Origin of the sequence: Rhizobium sp. CB3171 (genome assembly GCF_029714265.1) — a bacterium.
Lineage (GTDB): Bacteria > Pseudomonadota > Alphaproteobacteria > Rhizobiales > Rhizobiaceae > Rhizobium.
The window spans coordinates 1,697,279-1,712,643 of sequence record NZ_CP121652.1 but is presented as its reverse complement, the minus strand read 5'-3'; the positions used below and the strand labels follow the sequence as shown (position 1 = coordinate 1,712,643).

The window sequence follows — 15,365 nt, the reverse complement described above, 5'->3', positions numbered from 1 at the left end:
TTGCTCTTTATGCGGCTACGAACCATGTCGCGACCGTGCTCTTTTTCGCATCGACAGGATGCAGCCTAAGGATTTGAGTGAAGAAATCAACCTGCCGTCGACCGTGCGGGCTTACCACGCCTTGTCGAAAAGCTTATATAAGCGCTTGAATTAGCCTGTTTTCTGCTATTCATGGCTGTAAAATGGTTATGGAAGAGGCAAGCGAACCCGTAGCGATTAAACATCGCTAAAATATCGCGCCCGGCAAAGACCTTTTTTATTCCATTCGCGCCGTTTTCAGTCTGTCGAGGCAAGCCGAAAAAAATTCAAAAAATTTTCGGATTCATCCTTATTTAAGCTCTTAATAACCCTCCGGTAACGATGTCCGGCTATCAATCTGGACGTGGCGGGGGACAAACCTGCCTCTCCGGATCAGGTAGTGCGTACCGGAGGAAGCGAGCCTTGCAGTGTGAAATGCAAGCGAGCCGGCGTTTTTGGCAAACCGCGTCGATCTGGAGATCGCGCGGTTTTCGCGTTTTGGGCTTAGGCTAACGGTCTCAGGCAGAATCGATATAGGATATTCCCGAGGTGCGGACGGACCACGGCGCACCTGAATGGCGGAAACAGCAAAGCCGCCTATGCCCTCGCATGGCGGCTTGATGTGCGGTCGGTTGGCGGCCTTGACGGCCTATCAACCGACGCTGTAGGTGCGGATGAAACCGATCGGGCCGAAGCGGGTATCGAGCTGCTGCAGGCGGCTCTCGGGGCGGCGCGACGGCAGTTTCGAATTCCAGGCGATCTGGATGGAATTCTTGTTGTTGAAGATGAAGAGCATCGGGGTTTCCTCGGGCCGGATCGACCGGCATTCGTTGTTTGATTGGCGACGGAGATAATCCTCTTCAGTGCGCCGAACAATGGATGAAGTCGTCATCGAATGTCGCAAATAGAGTATGTGAGGACGTGATGCTTTTTTGCCTCGCAGATCCGGCTTTTCGCTGTTAATCATCGCGGCAGAATCAAGGCGAAACCAGGGTTTTCGGTCGTAGTGCCATATCGGAGCGATAACGGATGACGAAGGCGATCATGCTGCAGGGGACCGGCTCCGATGTCGGAAAAACGGTATTGGTCGCCGGACTCTGCCGGCTGTTTGCCAACAGGGGCGTTCGGGTGCGCCCTTTCAAGCCCCAGAACATGTCGAACAATGCCGCGGTCGCCGAGGACGGCGGCGAAATTGGCCGGGCGCAATGGCTGCAATCGCTGGCCGCGCGCGTGCCGTCATCGGTGCATATGAACCCGGTGCTGCTGAAGCCGCAATCAGAAACCGGCAGCCAGATCATCGTGCAGGGCAAGGTCTGGGGGCAGGCAAAGGGCAGGGATTACCAGGCGCTGAAGCCGCAATTGCTCGGCGCCGTGCTGCAAAGCTTTGCGACCATGCGCGCCGGTACCGATCTGGTGATCGTCGAGGGCGCCGGTTCGCCGGCCGAGATCAATCTCAGGAAGGGCGATATCGCCAATATGGGTTTTGCCACCCGCGCTAATGTCCCGGTCGTGCTCGTCGGCGATATCGATCGCGGGGGCGTGATCGCTTCGCTGGTTGGCACCCATCATATCCTGCCCGAGGAAGACCGGCGGATGATCCGTGGCTACCTGATCAACAAGTTTCGCGGCGATATCTCGCTGTTCGGCGAAGGGGTGGATGCCATTGGGGGCTTCACTGGCTGGCCTTGCTATGGCGTCGTGCCCTGGCTAAAGGCGGCGGGCCGGCTGCCAGCCGAGGATTCGGTTGTGCTGGAGCGGCTGGCGCGCGGCTCGGATGGCGCGTTGAAGATCGCAGTGCCTGTCTTGCCGCGCATCGCCAATTTCGACGATCTCGATCCGCTGCGCGCCGAGCCCGATGTCGATCTCGTCTTCGTGCGCCCTGGCGAGCGGTTGCCCGCGGACGCAGGACTCGTAATCCTGCCGGGCTCGAAATCGACCATCGGCGACCTGATGGATTTGCGGGCGCAGGGGTGGGATCAGGATATAGCTGATCATGTCCGCCGCGGGGGCCGCGTCATCGGCATTTGCGGCGGTTATCAGATGCTCGGCCGCGTGGTGCATGATCCGCTCGGCATAGAGGGATCGGTGACGGAGATACCGGGGCTTGGCCTGCTCGATGTCGAGACCGAGATGGCGCCGGAAAAGACATTGCGCAACAGCGTGGCTTTTTCCAGGGAATACGACGCACCGCTCTCGGGCTATGAAATCCATCTCGGCGTGACTCGCGGCACCGATTGCGACCGGCCCTCGACGATGATCGACGGCCGGCCGGATGGTGCGCTTTCCAGCGACGGCCTGATCATGGGCACCTATCTGCACGGGCTTTTCACCAGCGACGCCTACCGGGCAAAGCTGCTTGCAAGCTTCGGCCTGACCGGCGAGCGGATGGATTACCGCGCCGGCGTCGAGGCGGCTCTGGACCAGATTGCAACGGAGCTGGAAGCGGTGCTTGATCCGGCCTGGCTCGACAGCCTCGTGTACTAAATTTCGCCCGACACTTCGCGGCGGCGGCGGTCGAGTTCTTCGCTGTAGCGGCGCAGCGTATAGCTCTCGGTGAGCAGGCCGATCACCTTGCGCTCGATCAGGTCGTTGATCACCACGAGTGCTTCGCTTTGCGTCTGGTCGAACAGGGCGGCGGCCTGCCTGGCGTTCATCTGCGGCTGCAGGAAATCGTTGCGATGGCGGATGAAATCGGCGAGGCCGTGTTCCTCGTCGTCCTTCTCGACCGGGCTCGCATAAATGTCCGGCATCAGCACCATGCCGGCATATTTCTCGTCCTTGTCGATAAGAATGACGCGCTGCGCCGAGCCGATCGGAAAGCGGTGACGAAATTCCTCGATGCTCGTGTTGACATCAGCCGTGTGGACGTCCGGGCGCATCATGCGGACGACCGTCAGATTGCGGATCCAGCCGACATCATGGGCGCTGCGGATGCTTTCGCCGCGCAGATGGAAGCGCCATGTTGCGAAGGAATAGCCGAAGGTGGTGCGCACGACGAGCGACGAGGTAATGACGGCGGCGAGCACCAGGGCGGTGATCGGAAAATCGCCGGTGATCTCCAGCGCCAGGAAGGTCATGGTCAAGGGGCCGCCGATGATGGCGACGGCAAGCGAGCTCATGCCGACCACGGCATAGACGGCCGGCGTCAGTGTGGCGTGATCGAAATAGGGGCCGCAATAGGCGAAGATTTTGCCGAGCAGCGCGCCCATGAACAGCGACGCAAAGAACAAGCCGCCTCTGAAGCCGGATCCGATCGACACGGCGGAGGCCAGGGATTTCAGGATGAAAAGTCCGGCCAATGCGCTGAGTGTCACATTTGTCGACAGGTTGAGATGCAGTGCGCCGTGGCCGGCCGACAGAACCTGCGGCGAGATCAGCGCCAACAGGCCGACGACAAGGCCGCCGAGCGCCGGACGGAAGGGCGGCGCGATGGAGCTCTTGCGCGCAAACTCTTCGACCCAGGCGACGCCTTGCATGATCAGGATGCCTATACCGGCGCAGAAAGCACCGAGCAGGACAGCCGGAAGATAGTCGGCAGGGACGATCGCACCGAAATGATCGATGTCGATGGCGAAGTCGTCACCGGCGAGCAATCTTGCGATCATGGTCGATATCAGCGCTGAGACGACGACCGGCGTCAGGGTGAGGATGGAATAACTTCCGATAATCAGCTCGAAAGCGTAGAAGGCGCCGGTGAGCGGCGCATTGAACGCGGCGGCGATGGCGCCGGCAGCGCCGCAACCGACGAGCATGCGCAGGTCGGCGCGGCGCATCTGCATCTTATAGCCGAATTTCGACGCAATGCCGGCGGCAAGCTGCGTGTAGCCAGCTTCAAGCCCGACCGACGCGCCGAAACCGTTCGAGATCAGGTTTTGCACCGCAACGAGGATACTATCGGTGAGCGACATACGGCCACCGTGCAGCGCATTGGCTTCGATCGGGTCGACCATCGGCTTCTTGCGCGTGCGCGACAATATATAGAGCAAGATGCCGAGGATGATGCCGCCGGCTATGGGCGCGATCAGAAGCACCGACTTGTCTGGTATAGCTACCGCTGCCGAACTCAGGCGCTCATAGTCGGTGATCCCATAGATGGCGCTGTGAAGCTTGCGCGAGACAAAGCTCATCGCTGTTACGGCGCAACCGGAGACTATTCCCGCCAGGGCGCCGGCGAAAACCAGCCCCAATTCGCCACGACGCAGCAATGCCCTGAACCGACCAAGATCGAATAGGGCGGAGAAGACGCCGAGGCGGCGCGGTTGGAATTTCTGTAACATGGGGAACAGACGACAGTTTTTTGCTCAAAGCTACGTGCTTGGCTTCTATAAACTCCTAACATCAAAGAAATACGGCAAAAAGAGCGCCAAACCGCTGCGACTTTTATGCATATTTCGCCGTTAGGACAGCCGATGTCGTATCGGCCGGCCTTGATTGACTTGCCGGGACCGAAAGCCTAATCATTGCGGCATAACGAATGGTTCCCGAGCGGCGATCTGTCGCATGGGATGAAAAGGGAATGTGAAGGGGCGGACCCAACTCGGGCGTTCTCATCACAGCCGACCCCGCGACTGTAGAGCGGTCAGGGTCTTTCATCCGGTTTGGGGGGTATTTTGCTGATGGTCCGCGTGGTGCGGGCAGGTGAAAGCAGCTTCGAGCCGGAAAAGCCACTGGCGTGGCATCATGATCAACCAGGGCTGGACGCCTCTAATTCTACGAATCGTCCGCCTTTTCATGATGTTTGCCGGGAAGGCGAGGGAGATCCGCTGGTGCAGGAGCGGAGGCGACCGATTTCGGTTTGCCCCGCTTGCTGCGCCTCATCCGCGAGCCAGGAGACCTGCCATACGTGCCGGGCACAAGGCCCACCCCAGGGACGGATGTCTCGGCTGCCAGCACGGAGGTTGTCATGGCGCGAAATGAATTTTGGGCGCGCAGGCGCCTGCTTTGCGGCTTTGGCGGCATCGCGCCCGCGGTCGCCTTTGTGTCGGGGCGGAAATAGCCGATGCTATCCTCACCGTCCCGCGCCGTTCTTGTTCTCGGCGGCGCACGCTCCGGTAAATCCCGATTCGCCGAATCGCTGATCTCGGATACCGGCCTCGATCGTCATTACGTGGCGACGGGCCAGGCCTGGGACGACGAAATGCGCGATCGCATCGCACAACATCGCGCCGAACGGGGTGATCTTCTCTGGACGACGCATGAGGAGCCGCTCGATCTTACGGCGCGGCTGGCGGCGATCGACGGCGAGGACCGCGCTGTTCTCGTCGATTGCCTGACGCTTTGGGTCACCAACCTGATGATGGCCGAGCGCAACATCGCGGCGGAATTTTCCGCTCTCACCGAATTTCTACCGGGCGCAAAGTCACGCCTCGTCCTCGTTTCCAATGAGGTCGGGCTCGGCATCGTGCCTGAAAACCGTATGGCGCGCGAGTTTCGCGATCATGCCGGCCGGTTGCACCAGATGATCGCGGCGGCGAGCGCCGAAGTCTATTTTATCGCGGCGGGGCTGCCGCTGAAAATGAAGGGTTGATCCGCATGAACCAGGAAAAAATTCCCGCCACCGTCATCACCGGCTTCCTTGGCGCCGGCAAGACGACGATGATCCGCAACCTCCTGCAGAACGCCGGCGGGAAGAAGATCGCCCTGATCATCAACGAGTTCGGTGATCTTGGCGTCGATGGCGACGTGCTGAAGGGCTGCGGCGCGGAAAACTGCACCGAGGACGACATTATCGAGCTGACCAACGGCTGCATCTGCTGCACGGTCGCGGACGATTTCATCCCGACCATGACCAAGCTTTTGGAGCGTGATGCGCGTCCCGATCATATCGTCATCGAGACTTCCGGTCTGGCGTTGCCGCAGCCCCTCGTCGCTGCTTTCAACTGGCCGGATATCCGCACCCAGGTCACCGTCGACGGCGTCATCACCGTGGTCGATAGCGCCGCTGTCGCCGCCGGCCGTTTTGCCGATGATCACGATGCTGTCGAAGCCCGTCGTGTCGAAGACGAATCGCTTGATCATGAAAGCCCGATCGAGGAGCTGTTCGAGGATCAATTGACCTGCGCCGATCTTATCGTCCTCAACAAGACCGACCTGATCGATGTCGCTGGCCTTGGTCGCGTCCGTACCGAAGTTGCCTCTCGCACCGCCCGCAAGCCGACGATCATCGAAGCGAAAAATGGTGAGGTTCCGGCCGCCATCCTCCTCGGCCTCGGCATCGGCACCGAAGGCGATATCGCCAACCGCAAATCACATCACGAGCTGGAACACGAGGACGGCGCACCGCATGATCATGACGAATTCGACAGCTTCATCGTCGAGCTCGGCCCGATCGCCGATCCGCTTGCCTTTATCGAGAACTTGAAGGGCGTGATTGCCGAACACGATGTCCTGCGCCTCAAGGGTTTTGTCGATGTGCCCGGCAAGCCGATGCGCTTGCAGATCCAGGCCGTCGGCAGCCGCATCGACCATTATTTCGACCGCGCCTGGACGCCGGGCGAAGAGCGTCAGACGCGGCTTGTGGTGATTGGGCTGCACGAGATGGACGAGGAGATCGTGCGCAAGGCGATCGAGCAGTTAGCTTGATTTTGTATCAGGTCGTGATACATTGGATATACTGCTTAGGCGGAAGTTGAGATAGCGGTGATCGTTTCATACAAGGGGAAGTTCGCCGAAGCTGTGGCCTCAGGAAACGTGCCAAAGGGCTTTCCAGCCGACCTCGTTCGTTCCGCGCAACGCAAGCTGACGATATTGAACTATGCGGTTGTGCTGGACGACCTGCGATCGCCTCCCGGCAATCGGCTGGAGCGTTTGCAAGGTGATCGTTCTGGCCAGTATTCGATCAGAATCAACGACCAATGGCGCATTTGCTTCCTATGGACCGAAGCTGGACCGCGTGATGTTGAGATCGTGGATTACCACTGATGGAGCGTAACATGACCGAGACCAAACTTCCGCCGATCCATCCGGGTGAAATCTTGCGGGAGGAGTATCTGAAGCCATTGACGATGAGCGCCGGTGCTTTGGCGAAACATCTTAACGTGCCTCGAACGCGTATTGAGAGGCTGGTTTCGGAGGAGACCGGGGTCACGGCGGATACGGCACTTCGGCTCGCGCGGTTTTTCAGCACGACGCCAGATTTCTGGATGGCGATGCAAACGGGTTATGATCTCGCGATCGCGCAAGCGGAAAAGAGCGATGTATTCGCGGCCATCAAGCCGCTTGAAGCGGCTTAAATCAATGAAACGAATTGGGGCGGCATGCATCTCCTCCTAGCCCAAAAGGGAACGATCAGCGACGGTGAGGAGGCGATTGATCTTGGCCAGTCGCCGGGCGATATCCTGTTTCTGTCGGCCGCCGATACGGAGCTTGCGGCGATAGCTGCCGCCCATGGGCAGGGGGAAGCCGCCTATTCGTTGCGGCTTGCGAGCTTGATGAGCCTCAAGCATCCGATGTCCGTCGATACCTATATCGAACGGACGGCTCGGCATGCGAAGCTGATTATCGTCAGGGCGCTTGGCGGTGCCAGCTATTTCCACTATGCGCTCGAGGCGTTGCATGCCTGCGCCGTACGCGGCGGTGCGCTTATCGCGGTACTTCCGGGAGATTCCAAGCCTGATCCCGGGCTGACGCCGTTCTCCAATGTTGCGCTCGAGGACCTCAACGCGCTTTGGTCCTATCTGATCGAAGGCGGCGACGCGAATTCTCGTGACTTTCTCGGCTACGCCGGGGCGTTGCTGTCGGGCGCCGAAAAACCGGCGCCGGCCGCTCCGTTGATGAAGGCGGGGATCTGGTGGCCGGGCAGGGGCGTGATTGGGACCGAGGAGTGGAGAAATATCTCAGCATCTTCGATGGTAGCGGGAGAGGGATTTGAACCCCCGACCGTCGCTATTTCGTTCTATCGTGCCCTCGTGCAGAGCGGTGAAACCAAGCCGGTCGAAGCCATGATAGAGGCGCTGATCACCGAGGGCATGCGGCCATTGCCGGTCTTTGCCTATAGCCTCAAGGATCCGGTTTCTGTCGGTATTCTCGAAAGCGTTTTCGGCGAGCTGAAGCCCGATGTCGTGATCAACACGACCGGTTTTGCCGTTTCGGCGCCGGGCGCGGATCGGCAGCCGACCGTATTGGAGGCGAGTGACGCCGTCGTGCTGCAGGCGATCTTTTCGGCTTCATCGCGAGAGGCTTGGGATGCTTCGTCACAAGGGCTTTCCGCACGTGATCTCGGCATGAATGTCGCGCTGCCGGAGGTGGATGGGCGCGTACTGGCTCGTGCCGTCTCCTTCAAGGCGGCGGCGCGTTATGACGATCGTGTCGAGGCCAATATCGTTGCCAGCGAGCCGGCAGCCGACCGCATGCGCTATACCGCCCGATTGGCGGCCAATTGGGCGGGATTGCGCAAAACGCGCCCGCGAGATCGGCGCGTGGCGCTCGTCATGGCCAACTATCCGAACCGCGACGGACGGCTTGGTAACGGCGTCGGGCTCGATACGCCGGCGGGCACGATGGAAGTGCTGAAAGCGATGCAGGCGGCGGAGTATCCGGTTGCCGATCTGCCTGCCGATGGCGATGCGCTCATGCGGCACCTGATGGACGGGCCGACCAATTCCGGCCACGACGGAAAGGTCGTGCGCGAGACCATTTCTATAAGCGAATACAAGAATTTCCTCTCATCTCTTCCTATTCAGATTCAGGACGAGATTACTGCGCGTTGGGGTGATCCGGAGAGCGATCCCTATGTTCGCGAAGGTGCCTTTGCACTGCCCTTCACCCACTTCGGCGACGTGCTGGTGGGTATCCAGCCAGCGCGCGGCTATAATATCGATCCGAAGGAAAGCTATCATTCGCCGGACCTCGTGCCGCCGCATGGCTATCTCGCTTTCTATGCATTCCTGCGCCGGTCTTTCGGCGCGCATGCCGTCATTCATATGGGCAAGCATGGCAATCTCGAATGGCTGCCGGGGAAAGCCCTGGCGCTGTCAGAAACCTGCTATCCCGAAGCGATTCTCGGGCCGTTGCCGCATCTCTATCCGTTCATCGTCAATGATCCAGGCGAGGGCACGCAGGCCAAGCGCCGCGCGAGCGCCGTGATCATCGACCACCTGACCCCGCCTTTAACACGCGCCGAAAGCTACGGCCCGCTCAAGGACCTCGAAGCGCTGGTGGACGAATACTATGAGGCTTCCGGCGGCGATCCTCGCCGTATTCGGCTGCTGCGCAAACAGATTCTCGATCTGGTCGCCGATATCGGCCTCGATCAGGATGCGGGCATTGCCCAGGGCGAAGGTGAGGATGAGGCGCTGAAGAAACTCGACGCCTATCTCTGCGATCTCAAGGAAATGCAGATCCGTGACGGACTGCATGTTTTCGGCGTCTCGCCGTCCGGAAGGCTGCTCGCGGATTTGACGGTGGCCCTGGCGCGTGTACCGCGCGGCTTGGGTGAGGGCGGCGATCAGAGTTTGCAACGGGCGATCGCGCGGGATGCGTTGAAGCAGCCTATGTCGTTCGATCCTCTGGACTGCGATATGGCGGACGAATGGCTCGGCCCGCGCCCCTCTATCCTGCAAGACATCTCCGATGCGCCCTGGCGCACGCAAGGCGACACTGTCGAACGTATCGAGTTGTTGGCCGCTCAACTTGTCTCACCCGGGATGGTCTGTCCAGAGAGCTGGGTAAACACCCACATGGTTCTTGAGGGGATTTTCTCCCAACTGCAGCCGTCCATTCTCGCGTGCGGCGATGCGGAGATTGCCGCCTTGATAAAAGGCCTCGACGGCCGGTTTGTGCCGCCCGGCCCCTCAGGGGCGCCGACACGCGGTAGGCCGGATGTTTTGCCGACGGGTCGGAATTTCTATTCCGTCGATAGCCGCGCCGTGCCAACGCCGGCGGCCTATGAGCTGGGCAAGAAGTCGGCGGAGCTGTTAGTCCGCCGCTACGTGCAGGATCACGGTGAGTGGCCGGTTTCCTTCGGGCTGACGGCCTGGGGCACGTCGAATATGCGCACCGGCGGTGACGATATTGCCCAGGCGCTGGCCTTGATCGGTGTCAGGCCCGTCTGGGACATGACCTCGCGGCGGGTTACCGGCTATGAGATCATTGCGCCGGCAAAGCTCGGGCGGCCGCGTGTCGATGTGACGTTGCGAATTTCCGGCTTCTTCCGCGATGCCTTTCCGGAGCAGATCGCACTGTTCGACAAGGCGGTCCGCGCGGTCGGGGCGTTGGATGAGGATGCCGTGGACAATCCCATCGCGGCACGCGTGCGCGGCGAGATTAGGCGGCTGGAGGCGGCAGGACTGGACGAGGCTTCGGCCAGCAGGCGAGCTGGCTACCGTATCTTCGGTTCCAAGCCCGGCGCCTATGGAGCCGGACTGCAGGCATTGATCGACGAGAAGGGCTGGGAGCGTCGCGCCGATCTGGCGGAGGCCTATCTCGTCTGGGGCAGCTATGCCTATGGCGCAGGCGAGGACGGGAAAGCCGAGCGCGGCGTGTTCGAGGAGCGGTTGCGCTCGATTCAGGCGGTGGTGCAGAATCAAGACAATCGAGAGCACGACCTGCTGGACAGCGACGATTACTACCAGTTTGAAGGTGGTATGGCGGCTGCTGCGGAGCAGCTCGCGGGCGCTCGTCCGTCGATCTATCACAACGACCATTCCCGCCCGGAAAAGCCGGTTATCCGCTCGCTGGAAGAGGAGATCGGCCGTGTCGTGCGCGGCCGTGTCGTCAATCCGAAGTGGATCGATGGCGTGATGCGCCATGGTTATAAGGGCGCCTTCGAGATTTCAGCCACGGTCGACTACCTCTTCGCTTTCGCCGCAACCACGGGCGCCGTGCGCAATCATCATTTCGAGGCGGTCTATCAGGCTTTTGTCGTCGATCCCCTGGTGCGCGATTTCATGGCGGAGAAGAATCCGGCGGCCTTACGGGAGATGCAAGAGCGTCTGCTCGAAGCGATCGATCGCCAACTCTGGACGCCACGCAGCAATTCGGCACGGTTCGATCTGGAGACTTTGACTGACAAGGAGGTCGTAGCTTGAGTGCGGTCGACGATCTTCTTCAAGCCTTCCAGCGCTATGTCGCTTCGCGGAGCGATCCCATATTGAGGCGTTTCATTGCAGGCTTTGATTGGCGGATGGGCGGGCGGTTACTTGCGGCACGTAGTCTGCCGGTCGTGAGTTATCTGAACGATCTCCACCGGCCAGCCGATGTCGCGGAAAGTGAATTGTTTTCCAGCCTCGTAGGTGCGGCAGACGCATTGCACTGGGCGCAGACCTATAACATCGCTGATTTCGGCGCCGATTTTCTGCAGAGATACTGTTGGGTCGAGCTTTTCGGCACGCGCGGCCACTTCGTCAGCGATGAAATGGCCGGCGGCTTTCTGCTGCTCGGGCCAGATGTGCATTATCCGGATCACCATCACATCGCCGAGGAAATCTATATTCCGCTGACGGAAGGCTCACTGTGGAGCAAGGACAGTCAAGCCTTCCTGCCGCGGTGGACAGGCGAAATCATTCATCATCCCTCGGATATTCGCCATGCGATGCGAACCGAGGGGATACCGCTGGTGGCGCTTTATCTTTGGCGTGGCGGGCCACTGGCGCAGAAATCGACAATTGCAGGGAGAGCAGAATGAGCGAAGAACCAGCCGAAACGGGCACTGAAGCACCGAAGAACGATGACGCACGCCATGCCGACAAGATGGCCAAGAAAAAGGCCGCGCGCGACAAGATCATGGCAACGAAGACGGACGAGAAGGGACTGATCATCGTCCATACCGGCAAGGGCAAAGGCAAGTCGTCATCCGCGTTCGGCATGATTTTCCGTCACATCGCTCACAGGAAGCCGTGCGCAGTGGTGCAGTTCATCAAGGGCGCGATGTGGACCGGCGAGCGGGATCTGATCGAAAAGCATTTCTCCGATATCTGCCAGTTTCATACCATGGGCGAGGGGTTCACCTGGGAGACGCAGGATCGTGCCCGCGACGTGGCGGCCGCTGCGGCAGCCTGGGAGAAGGCCAAGGATTTGATTCGCGACGAGCGCAATTCGATGGTGCTTCTCGATGAGATCAACATCGCGCTCCGCTATGATTATCTCGATATCAACGACGTCCTCGACTTCCTGAAAACGGAGAAGCCGTACATGACGCATGTCGTTTTGACTGGCCGCAACGCCAAGGAAGAGCTGATCGAGATCGCCGACCTCGTCACCGAGATGGAGCTGATCAAGCATCCGTTCCGCTCCGGCATCAAGGGACAGCCGGGCGTCGAATTCTGAGGAATTAGAGAAGCGAGGCGCTTCGGTCCGCGGCGGCGATGTAGATCTTCGGATCGCCGATGCGAAAGGTTGCCGGCTGGAGTTCTGCCGCGCGGATGCGATCGACGCGGAAGGTTCTGATGTCATCCCGCAGGTGATCCCAGGTGATGAGATACCAGACGGGCGCATTCAAATAGAGGAATTGCGGCTCGATCCGGCGGCTGGTGACAACGCCGTCGCCGGCCTCGTAATCGATGATCACCTGCCGCTGCTCGAAGAAGGCTTGGGATATCAGCGCAAGATTGGCGCGGCTCGGCGGCACATAGCTGTTGACGACATTGAGCGCTGCCGGCGCACCGACGATGATGCGCCGGCGCAGGTCGCGGATGCGGCCCTGATAGCCTTCGGTGAAGGCGGCGGAGACCTTGCGCTTGATCGACGTCAGATGCTGCAACAGCAAGGGTGAGCCGACTTTTTCTGCGATAGTGATGCTGAGCAGCAGGTCGATCGTTTCGAGATGATCGAGATGCAGCCGGCCGAGCGACCAGCTACGATGCAATTGCATGCCTCCGCCGCGGCCGCGGTCGGCATCGATCGGCAGGCCACTTTGGCGCAGTAGCGCAATGTCGCGGTTGAGGGTGCGCAGGCTGACGCCCATCTCGGCAGCGAGCTCGGCGGCTGTCGCGTGCTCACGTTCGCGAAGCAGCCCTTTCAGCTCTTCCAGCCTGTTCAGCCTTGTTCCATCTGCCGTGCGCGCCATCGCTGAAATATGTCGTTATCTGTCCTATTAAGCAATAAGCAACGGGCATTTGACTGAACCCGAGGAAAGACGATGACGGGAAAAGTTATGGAATGGGCGCCGTTCAAGCTCCGCGCCAATGTATCCGAAGGCGCACTTCTGGAAGCGGCTGCGAGAATGCAGGATCGTTTTCTGATGCAACAGCCGGGCTATCTCAACCGCGAACTGGTGCGCGGCTGTGACGGCAGCTATGTCGATGTCATCTGGTGGCGCTCTCATGCTGATGCGGTGGCCGCTCTGCCGAAAGTGCATGCGAGCAAGGATTGCCTCAACTATTTCGATCATATGCAGATCGATGCCGCCAATGCCGGCACCAGCGTGCTGCATTTCGAACAACTGCGAAGCTTTTGAGGGGATGGCATGGCTGAACGCCTGAAGGATCGCTTCGGCGCCGAGGTGCCGGCCCGTATCGCCGAAATGATCGGTGCGGTGCATCCGGCATTCGACCGGAAAGGCTTCGTTGCGGTGACGCTTGATGGATACGAGCCGCTGGAACTGATGGATCGTGGGCGAGCGATAGCGCGCACGCTCAAGGTGTTTTTGCCGGGAGATTATCCTGAGGCGATCGATATTCTCGTTCGCTCGCTGGGTCCGGAAATGAATGGCAGCGACAATTTCGGCATGACGCCGTTTCTTTATCTGCCACACACGATCTTCGTTGCCGACAACGGCATCGATCACTTCGAGCCGTCCATGCGGGCGCAATATGAGCTGACGAAGCGCTTTACCGCTGAATTCTCGGTCCGCACCTTCCTCGACAAGAGGCAGGAGGAGACGTTGGAGCGGCTGCGTATGTGGGCCAGCGACGCCAATGTGCACGTCCGGCGGCTGGTGTCGGAAGGTACGCGGCCACGTCTTCCATGGGCACAACGGCTCCGCGCCTTTCAGGCTGATCCGGCGCCGGTGCTTGAGCTATTGGAGTTGCTAAAGGATGATCCGGAGCTTTATGTCCGCCGCTCCGTCGCCAACAATCTCAACGATATCGGCAAGGATCATCCTGGCCTTCTCATAGAGACGGTGCGCCGCTGGAGCGTGGATGCGCCTGAGGAGCGTCAGCGCCTCATCCGTCATGCGCTGCGCTCTGCCGTCAAGCGCGGCGAGGCGGATGCGATCGGGGCCATGGGTTATTCCGCCGCCGAAGGCATTCGCGTCGGCAGTGCGGAGATAATGCCGGCGAAGGCGCAGATGGGCGACATCGTCCGCATCGGCTTTTCCCTCGTCAACGAGGGAGAAGCTGCGCAGTCTCTGCTCGTCGATTTTGCCGTGCACTTCGTCAAGGCAAACGGCATGGCAAGGCCAAAGGTCTTCAAGCTGACATCAGTATCCTTGGCGCCCGGTGAAACGGCACAATTCTCCAAGGCATTGCGCCTGGATGACCTGACGACGCGCAAACATTATCCTGGTCTCCATCGGATCGATGCAATGGTGAATGGCGTGGCGATGCAAGTCGGGGAGTTCGTGTTGGGCCAGTAAGCGCCTCAAAGCCGCCTGATACTAGAACCCCAGCCAGACGCGAACAGGATTGGTCGGGTCGGCCAGGAGCTTGATGGCGAAGGCGATGCAGACGACGACCAGCAGCGGCTTGATCAGCCTTGCGCCGATGCGCATGGCGAGTCGTGAGCCGGCCTGAGCGCCAAGGAACTGGCCGAGACCCATGGTGAGGCCGACCTTCCATAGGATGACGCCGGAGAAGATGAAGACGATCAAGCTGCCGAGGTTCGAGCCGAAATTCAAAAGCTTCGTATGAGCCGTCGCTTTCAGCATGCCGAAGCCGACGAGCGTGACGAAGGCGAGCATGAAGAACGAGCCGGTACCAGGTCCGAAGGCGCCGTCATAGAAGCCGATCAGCGGCACGAAGGTGAACCCGAAGAGCGTTGCGCTCATGCGGCCGTGTTTTTCGATATCGTTGAGATTGGGCTTGAAGGCGAAATAAAGCGCGATGGCGATCAACAGGAACGGCAAGATGATGCGCAGGACATCGCCGGGCATGATCGTCGCCAGCGCAGCGCCCAGCATGCCACCGATGACAGCCATCAGGGCCATCGGCAATTGCGTGCGAAGCCGCACATGGCCCTGGCGGGCATAGGCAATAGTCGCCGAGGCGGCACCAAAGATTGATTGCACCTTGTTGGTGCCGAGCGTCTGCAATGGCGGAATGCCGGCAAGCAGCATGGCTGGTACGGTGATAAGTCCGCCCCCGCCGGCAATGGAGTCGACAAAACCGGCAAAGAAGGAAGCGGCGAAGAGCAGAAGCAGCAGGTGAAGGGTGATGTCTTGCAAGGGCGGGGAACTCGACGGCGTGAAG

At 60.1% G+C, this 15,365-nt stretch carries 14 protein-coding genes and 1 riboswitch; of the genes, 10 read left to right on the top strand and 4 right to left on the bottom strand.

Annotated features, from left to right (window positions below):
* Positions 1–670: 670 nt before the first annotated feature.
* Positions 671–814: a hypothetical protein gene (locus tag QA648_RS08410; RefSeq protein WP_162950158.1), complete on the bottom strand. Its 144-nt coding sequence runs from the start codon at positions 812–814 to the stop codon at positions 671–673.
* A 233-nt stretch (positions 815–1,047) separates the two neighbouring features.
* Between QA648_RS08410 and QA648_RS08405 the strand changes: the two genes are divergently transcribed.
* Entirely contained in the window at positions 1,048–2,502 is a 1,455-nt protein-coding gene (locus QA648_RS08405; protein WP_104823385.1) for a cobyric acid synthase, read from the top strand.
* On the opposite strand, the gene QA648_RS08400 is transcribed toward QA648_RS08405, so the two are convergent.
* Complete coding sequence (locus QA648_RS08400) at positions 2,499–4,295, bottom strand: chloride channel protein (protein ID WP_283050827.1); 1,797 nt, start codon at positions 4,293–4,295, stop codon at positions 2,499–2,501. The two genes, QA648_RS08405 and QA648_RS08400, sit on opposite strands and share 4 nt — an antisense overlap.
* Before the next feature lie 181 nt (positions 4,296–4,476).
* Positions 4,477–4,875, top strand: a riboswitch (cobalamin riboswitch).
* Positions 4,876–5,017: 142 nt separating this feature from the next.
* Here QA648_RS08400 and cobU point away from each other — a divergent pair.
* The 7 genes from cobU to cobO are packed head-to-tail and all read left to right on the top strand — an operon-like array spanning position 5,018 to position 12,282.
* The gene (gene cobU, locus QA648_RS08395; protein WP_283050825.1) at positions 5,018–5,545 is read left to right on the top strand and encodes a bifunctional adenosylcobinamide kinase/adenosylcobinamide-phosphate guanylyltransferase; all 528 of its coding nucleotides are present in this window, start codon (positions 5,018–5,020) and stop codon (positions 5,543–5,545) included.
* A 5-nt stretch (positions 5,546–5,550) separates the two neighbouring features.
* Positions 5,551–6,600 (top strand): cobalamin biosynthesis protein CobW, encoded by a 1,050-nt coding sequence (cobW, locus tag QA648_RS08390; RefSeq protein WP_283050823.1) that lies wholly within the window; start codon positions 5,551–5,553, stop codon positions 6,598–6,600.
* Between the two features lie 57 nt (positions 6,601–6,657).
* Positions 6,658–6,939 (top strand): type II toxin-antitoxin system RelE/ParE family toxin, encoded by a 282-nt coding sequence (locus tag QA648_RS08385; RefSeq protein ID WP_104823382.1) that lies wholly within the window; start codon positions 6,658–6,660, stop codon positions 6,937–6,939.
* Between the two features lie 11 nt (positions 6,940–6,950).
* Positions 6,951–7,250, top strand: coding sequence for a HigA family addiction module antitoxin (locus QA648_RS08380; RefSeq protein WP_283050820.1), 300 nt, complete (start codon positions 6,951–6,953; stop codon positions 7,248–7,250).
* 24 nt (positions 7,251–7,274) lie between these two features.
* Positions 7,275–11,045: a cobaltochelatase subunit CobN gene (gene cobN, locus QA648_RS08375; protein WP_283050818.1), complete on the top strand. Its 3,771-nt coding sequence runs from the start codon at positions 7,275–7,277 to the stop codon at positions 11,043–11,045.
* Entirely contained in the window at positions 11,042–11,641 is a 600-nt protein-coding gene (locus QA648_RS08370; protein WP_283050816.1) for a dimethylsulfonioproprionate lyase family protein, read from the top strand. Before cobN ends, QA648_RS08370 begins: the two co-directional genes overlap by 4 nt.
* Complete coding sequence (gene cobO, locus QA648_RS08365) at positions 11,638–12,282, top strand: cob(I)yrinic acid a,c-diamide adenosyltransferase (RefSeq protein WP_283050813.1); 645 nt, start codon at positions 11,638–11,640, stop codon at positions 12,280–12,282. Before QA648_RS08370 ends, cobO begins: the two co-directional genes overlap by 4 nt.
* Positions 12,283–12,286: 4 nt before the next feature.
* Here cobO and QA648_RS08360 read toward each other — a convergent pair whose 3' ends face one another.
* Positions 12,287–13,021 carry a WYL domain-containing protein gene (locus tag QA648_RS08360; protein WP_283050811.1) on the bottom strand — a complete coding sequence of 245 codons (735 nt, stop codon included), beginning with the start codon at positions 13,019–13,021 and terminating at the stop codon, positions 12,287–12,289.
* 72 nt (positions 13,022–13,093) lie between these two features.
* Between QA648_RS08360 and QA648_RS08355 the strand changes: the two genes are divergently transcribed.
* Both QA648_RS08355 and QA648_RS08350 read left to right on the top strand, forming a co-directional pair.
* Positions 13,094–13,411: a hypothetical protein gene (locus QA648_RS08355; RefSeq protein ID WP_283050810.1), complete on the top strand. Its 318-nt coding sequence runs from the start codon at positions 13,094–13,096 to the stop codon at positions 13,409–13,411.
* 9 nt (positions 13,412–13,420) lie between these two features.
* Positions 13,421–14,533, top strand: coding sequence for a DNA alkylation repair protein (locus QA648_RS08350; RefSeq protein WP_283050809.1), 1,113 nt, complete (start codon positions 13,421–13,423; stop codon positions 14,531–14,533).
* Between the two features lie 21 nt (positions 14,534–14,554).
* Here QA648_RS08350 and QA648_RS08345 read toward each other — a convergent pair whose 3' ends face one another.
* The gene (locus QA648_RS08345) at positions 14,555–15,340 is read right to left on the bottom strand and encodes a TSUP family transporter (RefSeq protein ID WP_104823375.1); all 786 of its coding nucleotides are present in this window, start codon (positions 15,338–15,340) and stop codon (positions 14,555–14,557) included.
* Positions 15,341–15,365 lie beyond the last annotated feature (25 nt).

What these genes read in the sequence shown, in the direction of transcription:
- QA648_RS08405 (WP_104823385.1), top strand. Translation starts at nt 1,048, where the DNA reads ATGACGAAGGCGATCATGCTGCAGGGGACCGGCTCCGATGTCGGAAAA.
- cobU (WP_283050825.1), top strand. Translation starts at nt 5,018, where the DNA reads ATGCTATCCTCACCGTCCCGCGCCGTTCTTGTTCTCGGCGGCGCACGC.
- cobO (WP_283050813.1), top strand. Translation starts at nt 11,638, where the DNA reads ATGAGCGAAGAACCAGCCGAAACGGGCACTGAAGCACCGAAGAACGAT.
- QA648_RS08350 (WP_283050809.1), top strand. Translation starts at nt 13,421, where the DNA reads ATGGCTGAACGCCTGAAGGATCGCTTCGGCGCCGAGGTGCCGGCCCGT.
- cobN (WP_283050818.1), top strand. Translation starts at nt 7,275, where the DNA reads ATGCATCTCCTCCTAGCCCAAAAGGGAACGATCAGCGACGGTGAGGAG.
- QA648_RS08355 (WP_283050810.1), top strand. Translation starts at nt 13,094, where the DNA reads ATGACGGGAAAAGTTATGGAATGGGCGCCGTTCAAGCTCCGCGCCAAT.
- QA648_RS08360 (WP_283050811.1), bottom strand. Translation starts at nt 13,021, where the DNA reads ATGGCGCGCACGGCAGATGGAACAAGGCTGAACAGGCTGGAAGAGCTG.
- cobW (WP_283050823.1), top strand. Translation starts at nt 5,551, where the DNA reads ATGAACCAGGAAAAAATTCCCGCCACCGTCATCACCGGCTTCCTTGGC.
- QA648_RS08400 (WP_283050827.1), bottom strand. Translation starts at nt 4,295, where the DNA reads ATGTTACAGAAATTCCAACCGCGCCGCCTCGGCGTCTTCTCCGCCCTA.
- QA648_RS08380 (WP_283050820.1), top strand. Translation starts at nt 6,951, where the DNA reads ATGACCGAGACCAAACTTCCGCCGATCCATCCGGGTGAAATCTTGCGG.
- QA648_RS08410 (WP_162950158.1), bottom strand. Translation starts at nt 814, where the DNA reads ATGCTCTTCATCTTCAACAACAAGAATTCCATCCAGATCGCCTGGAAT.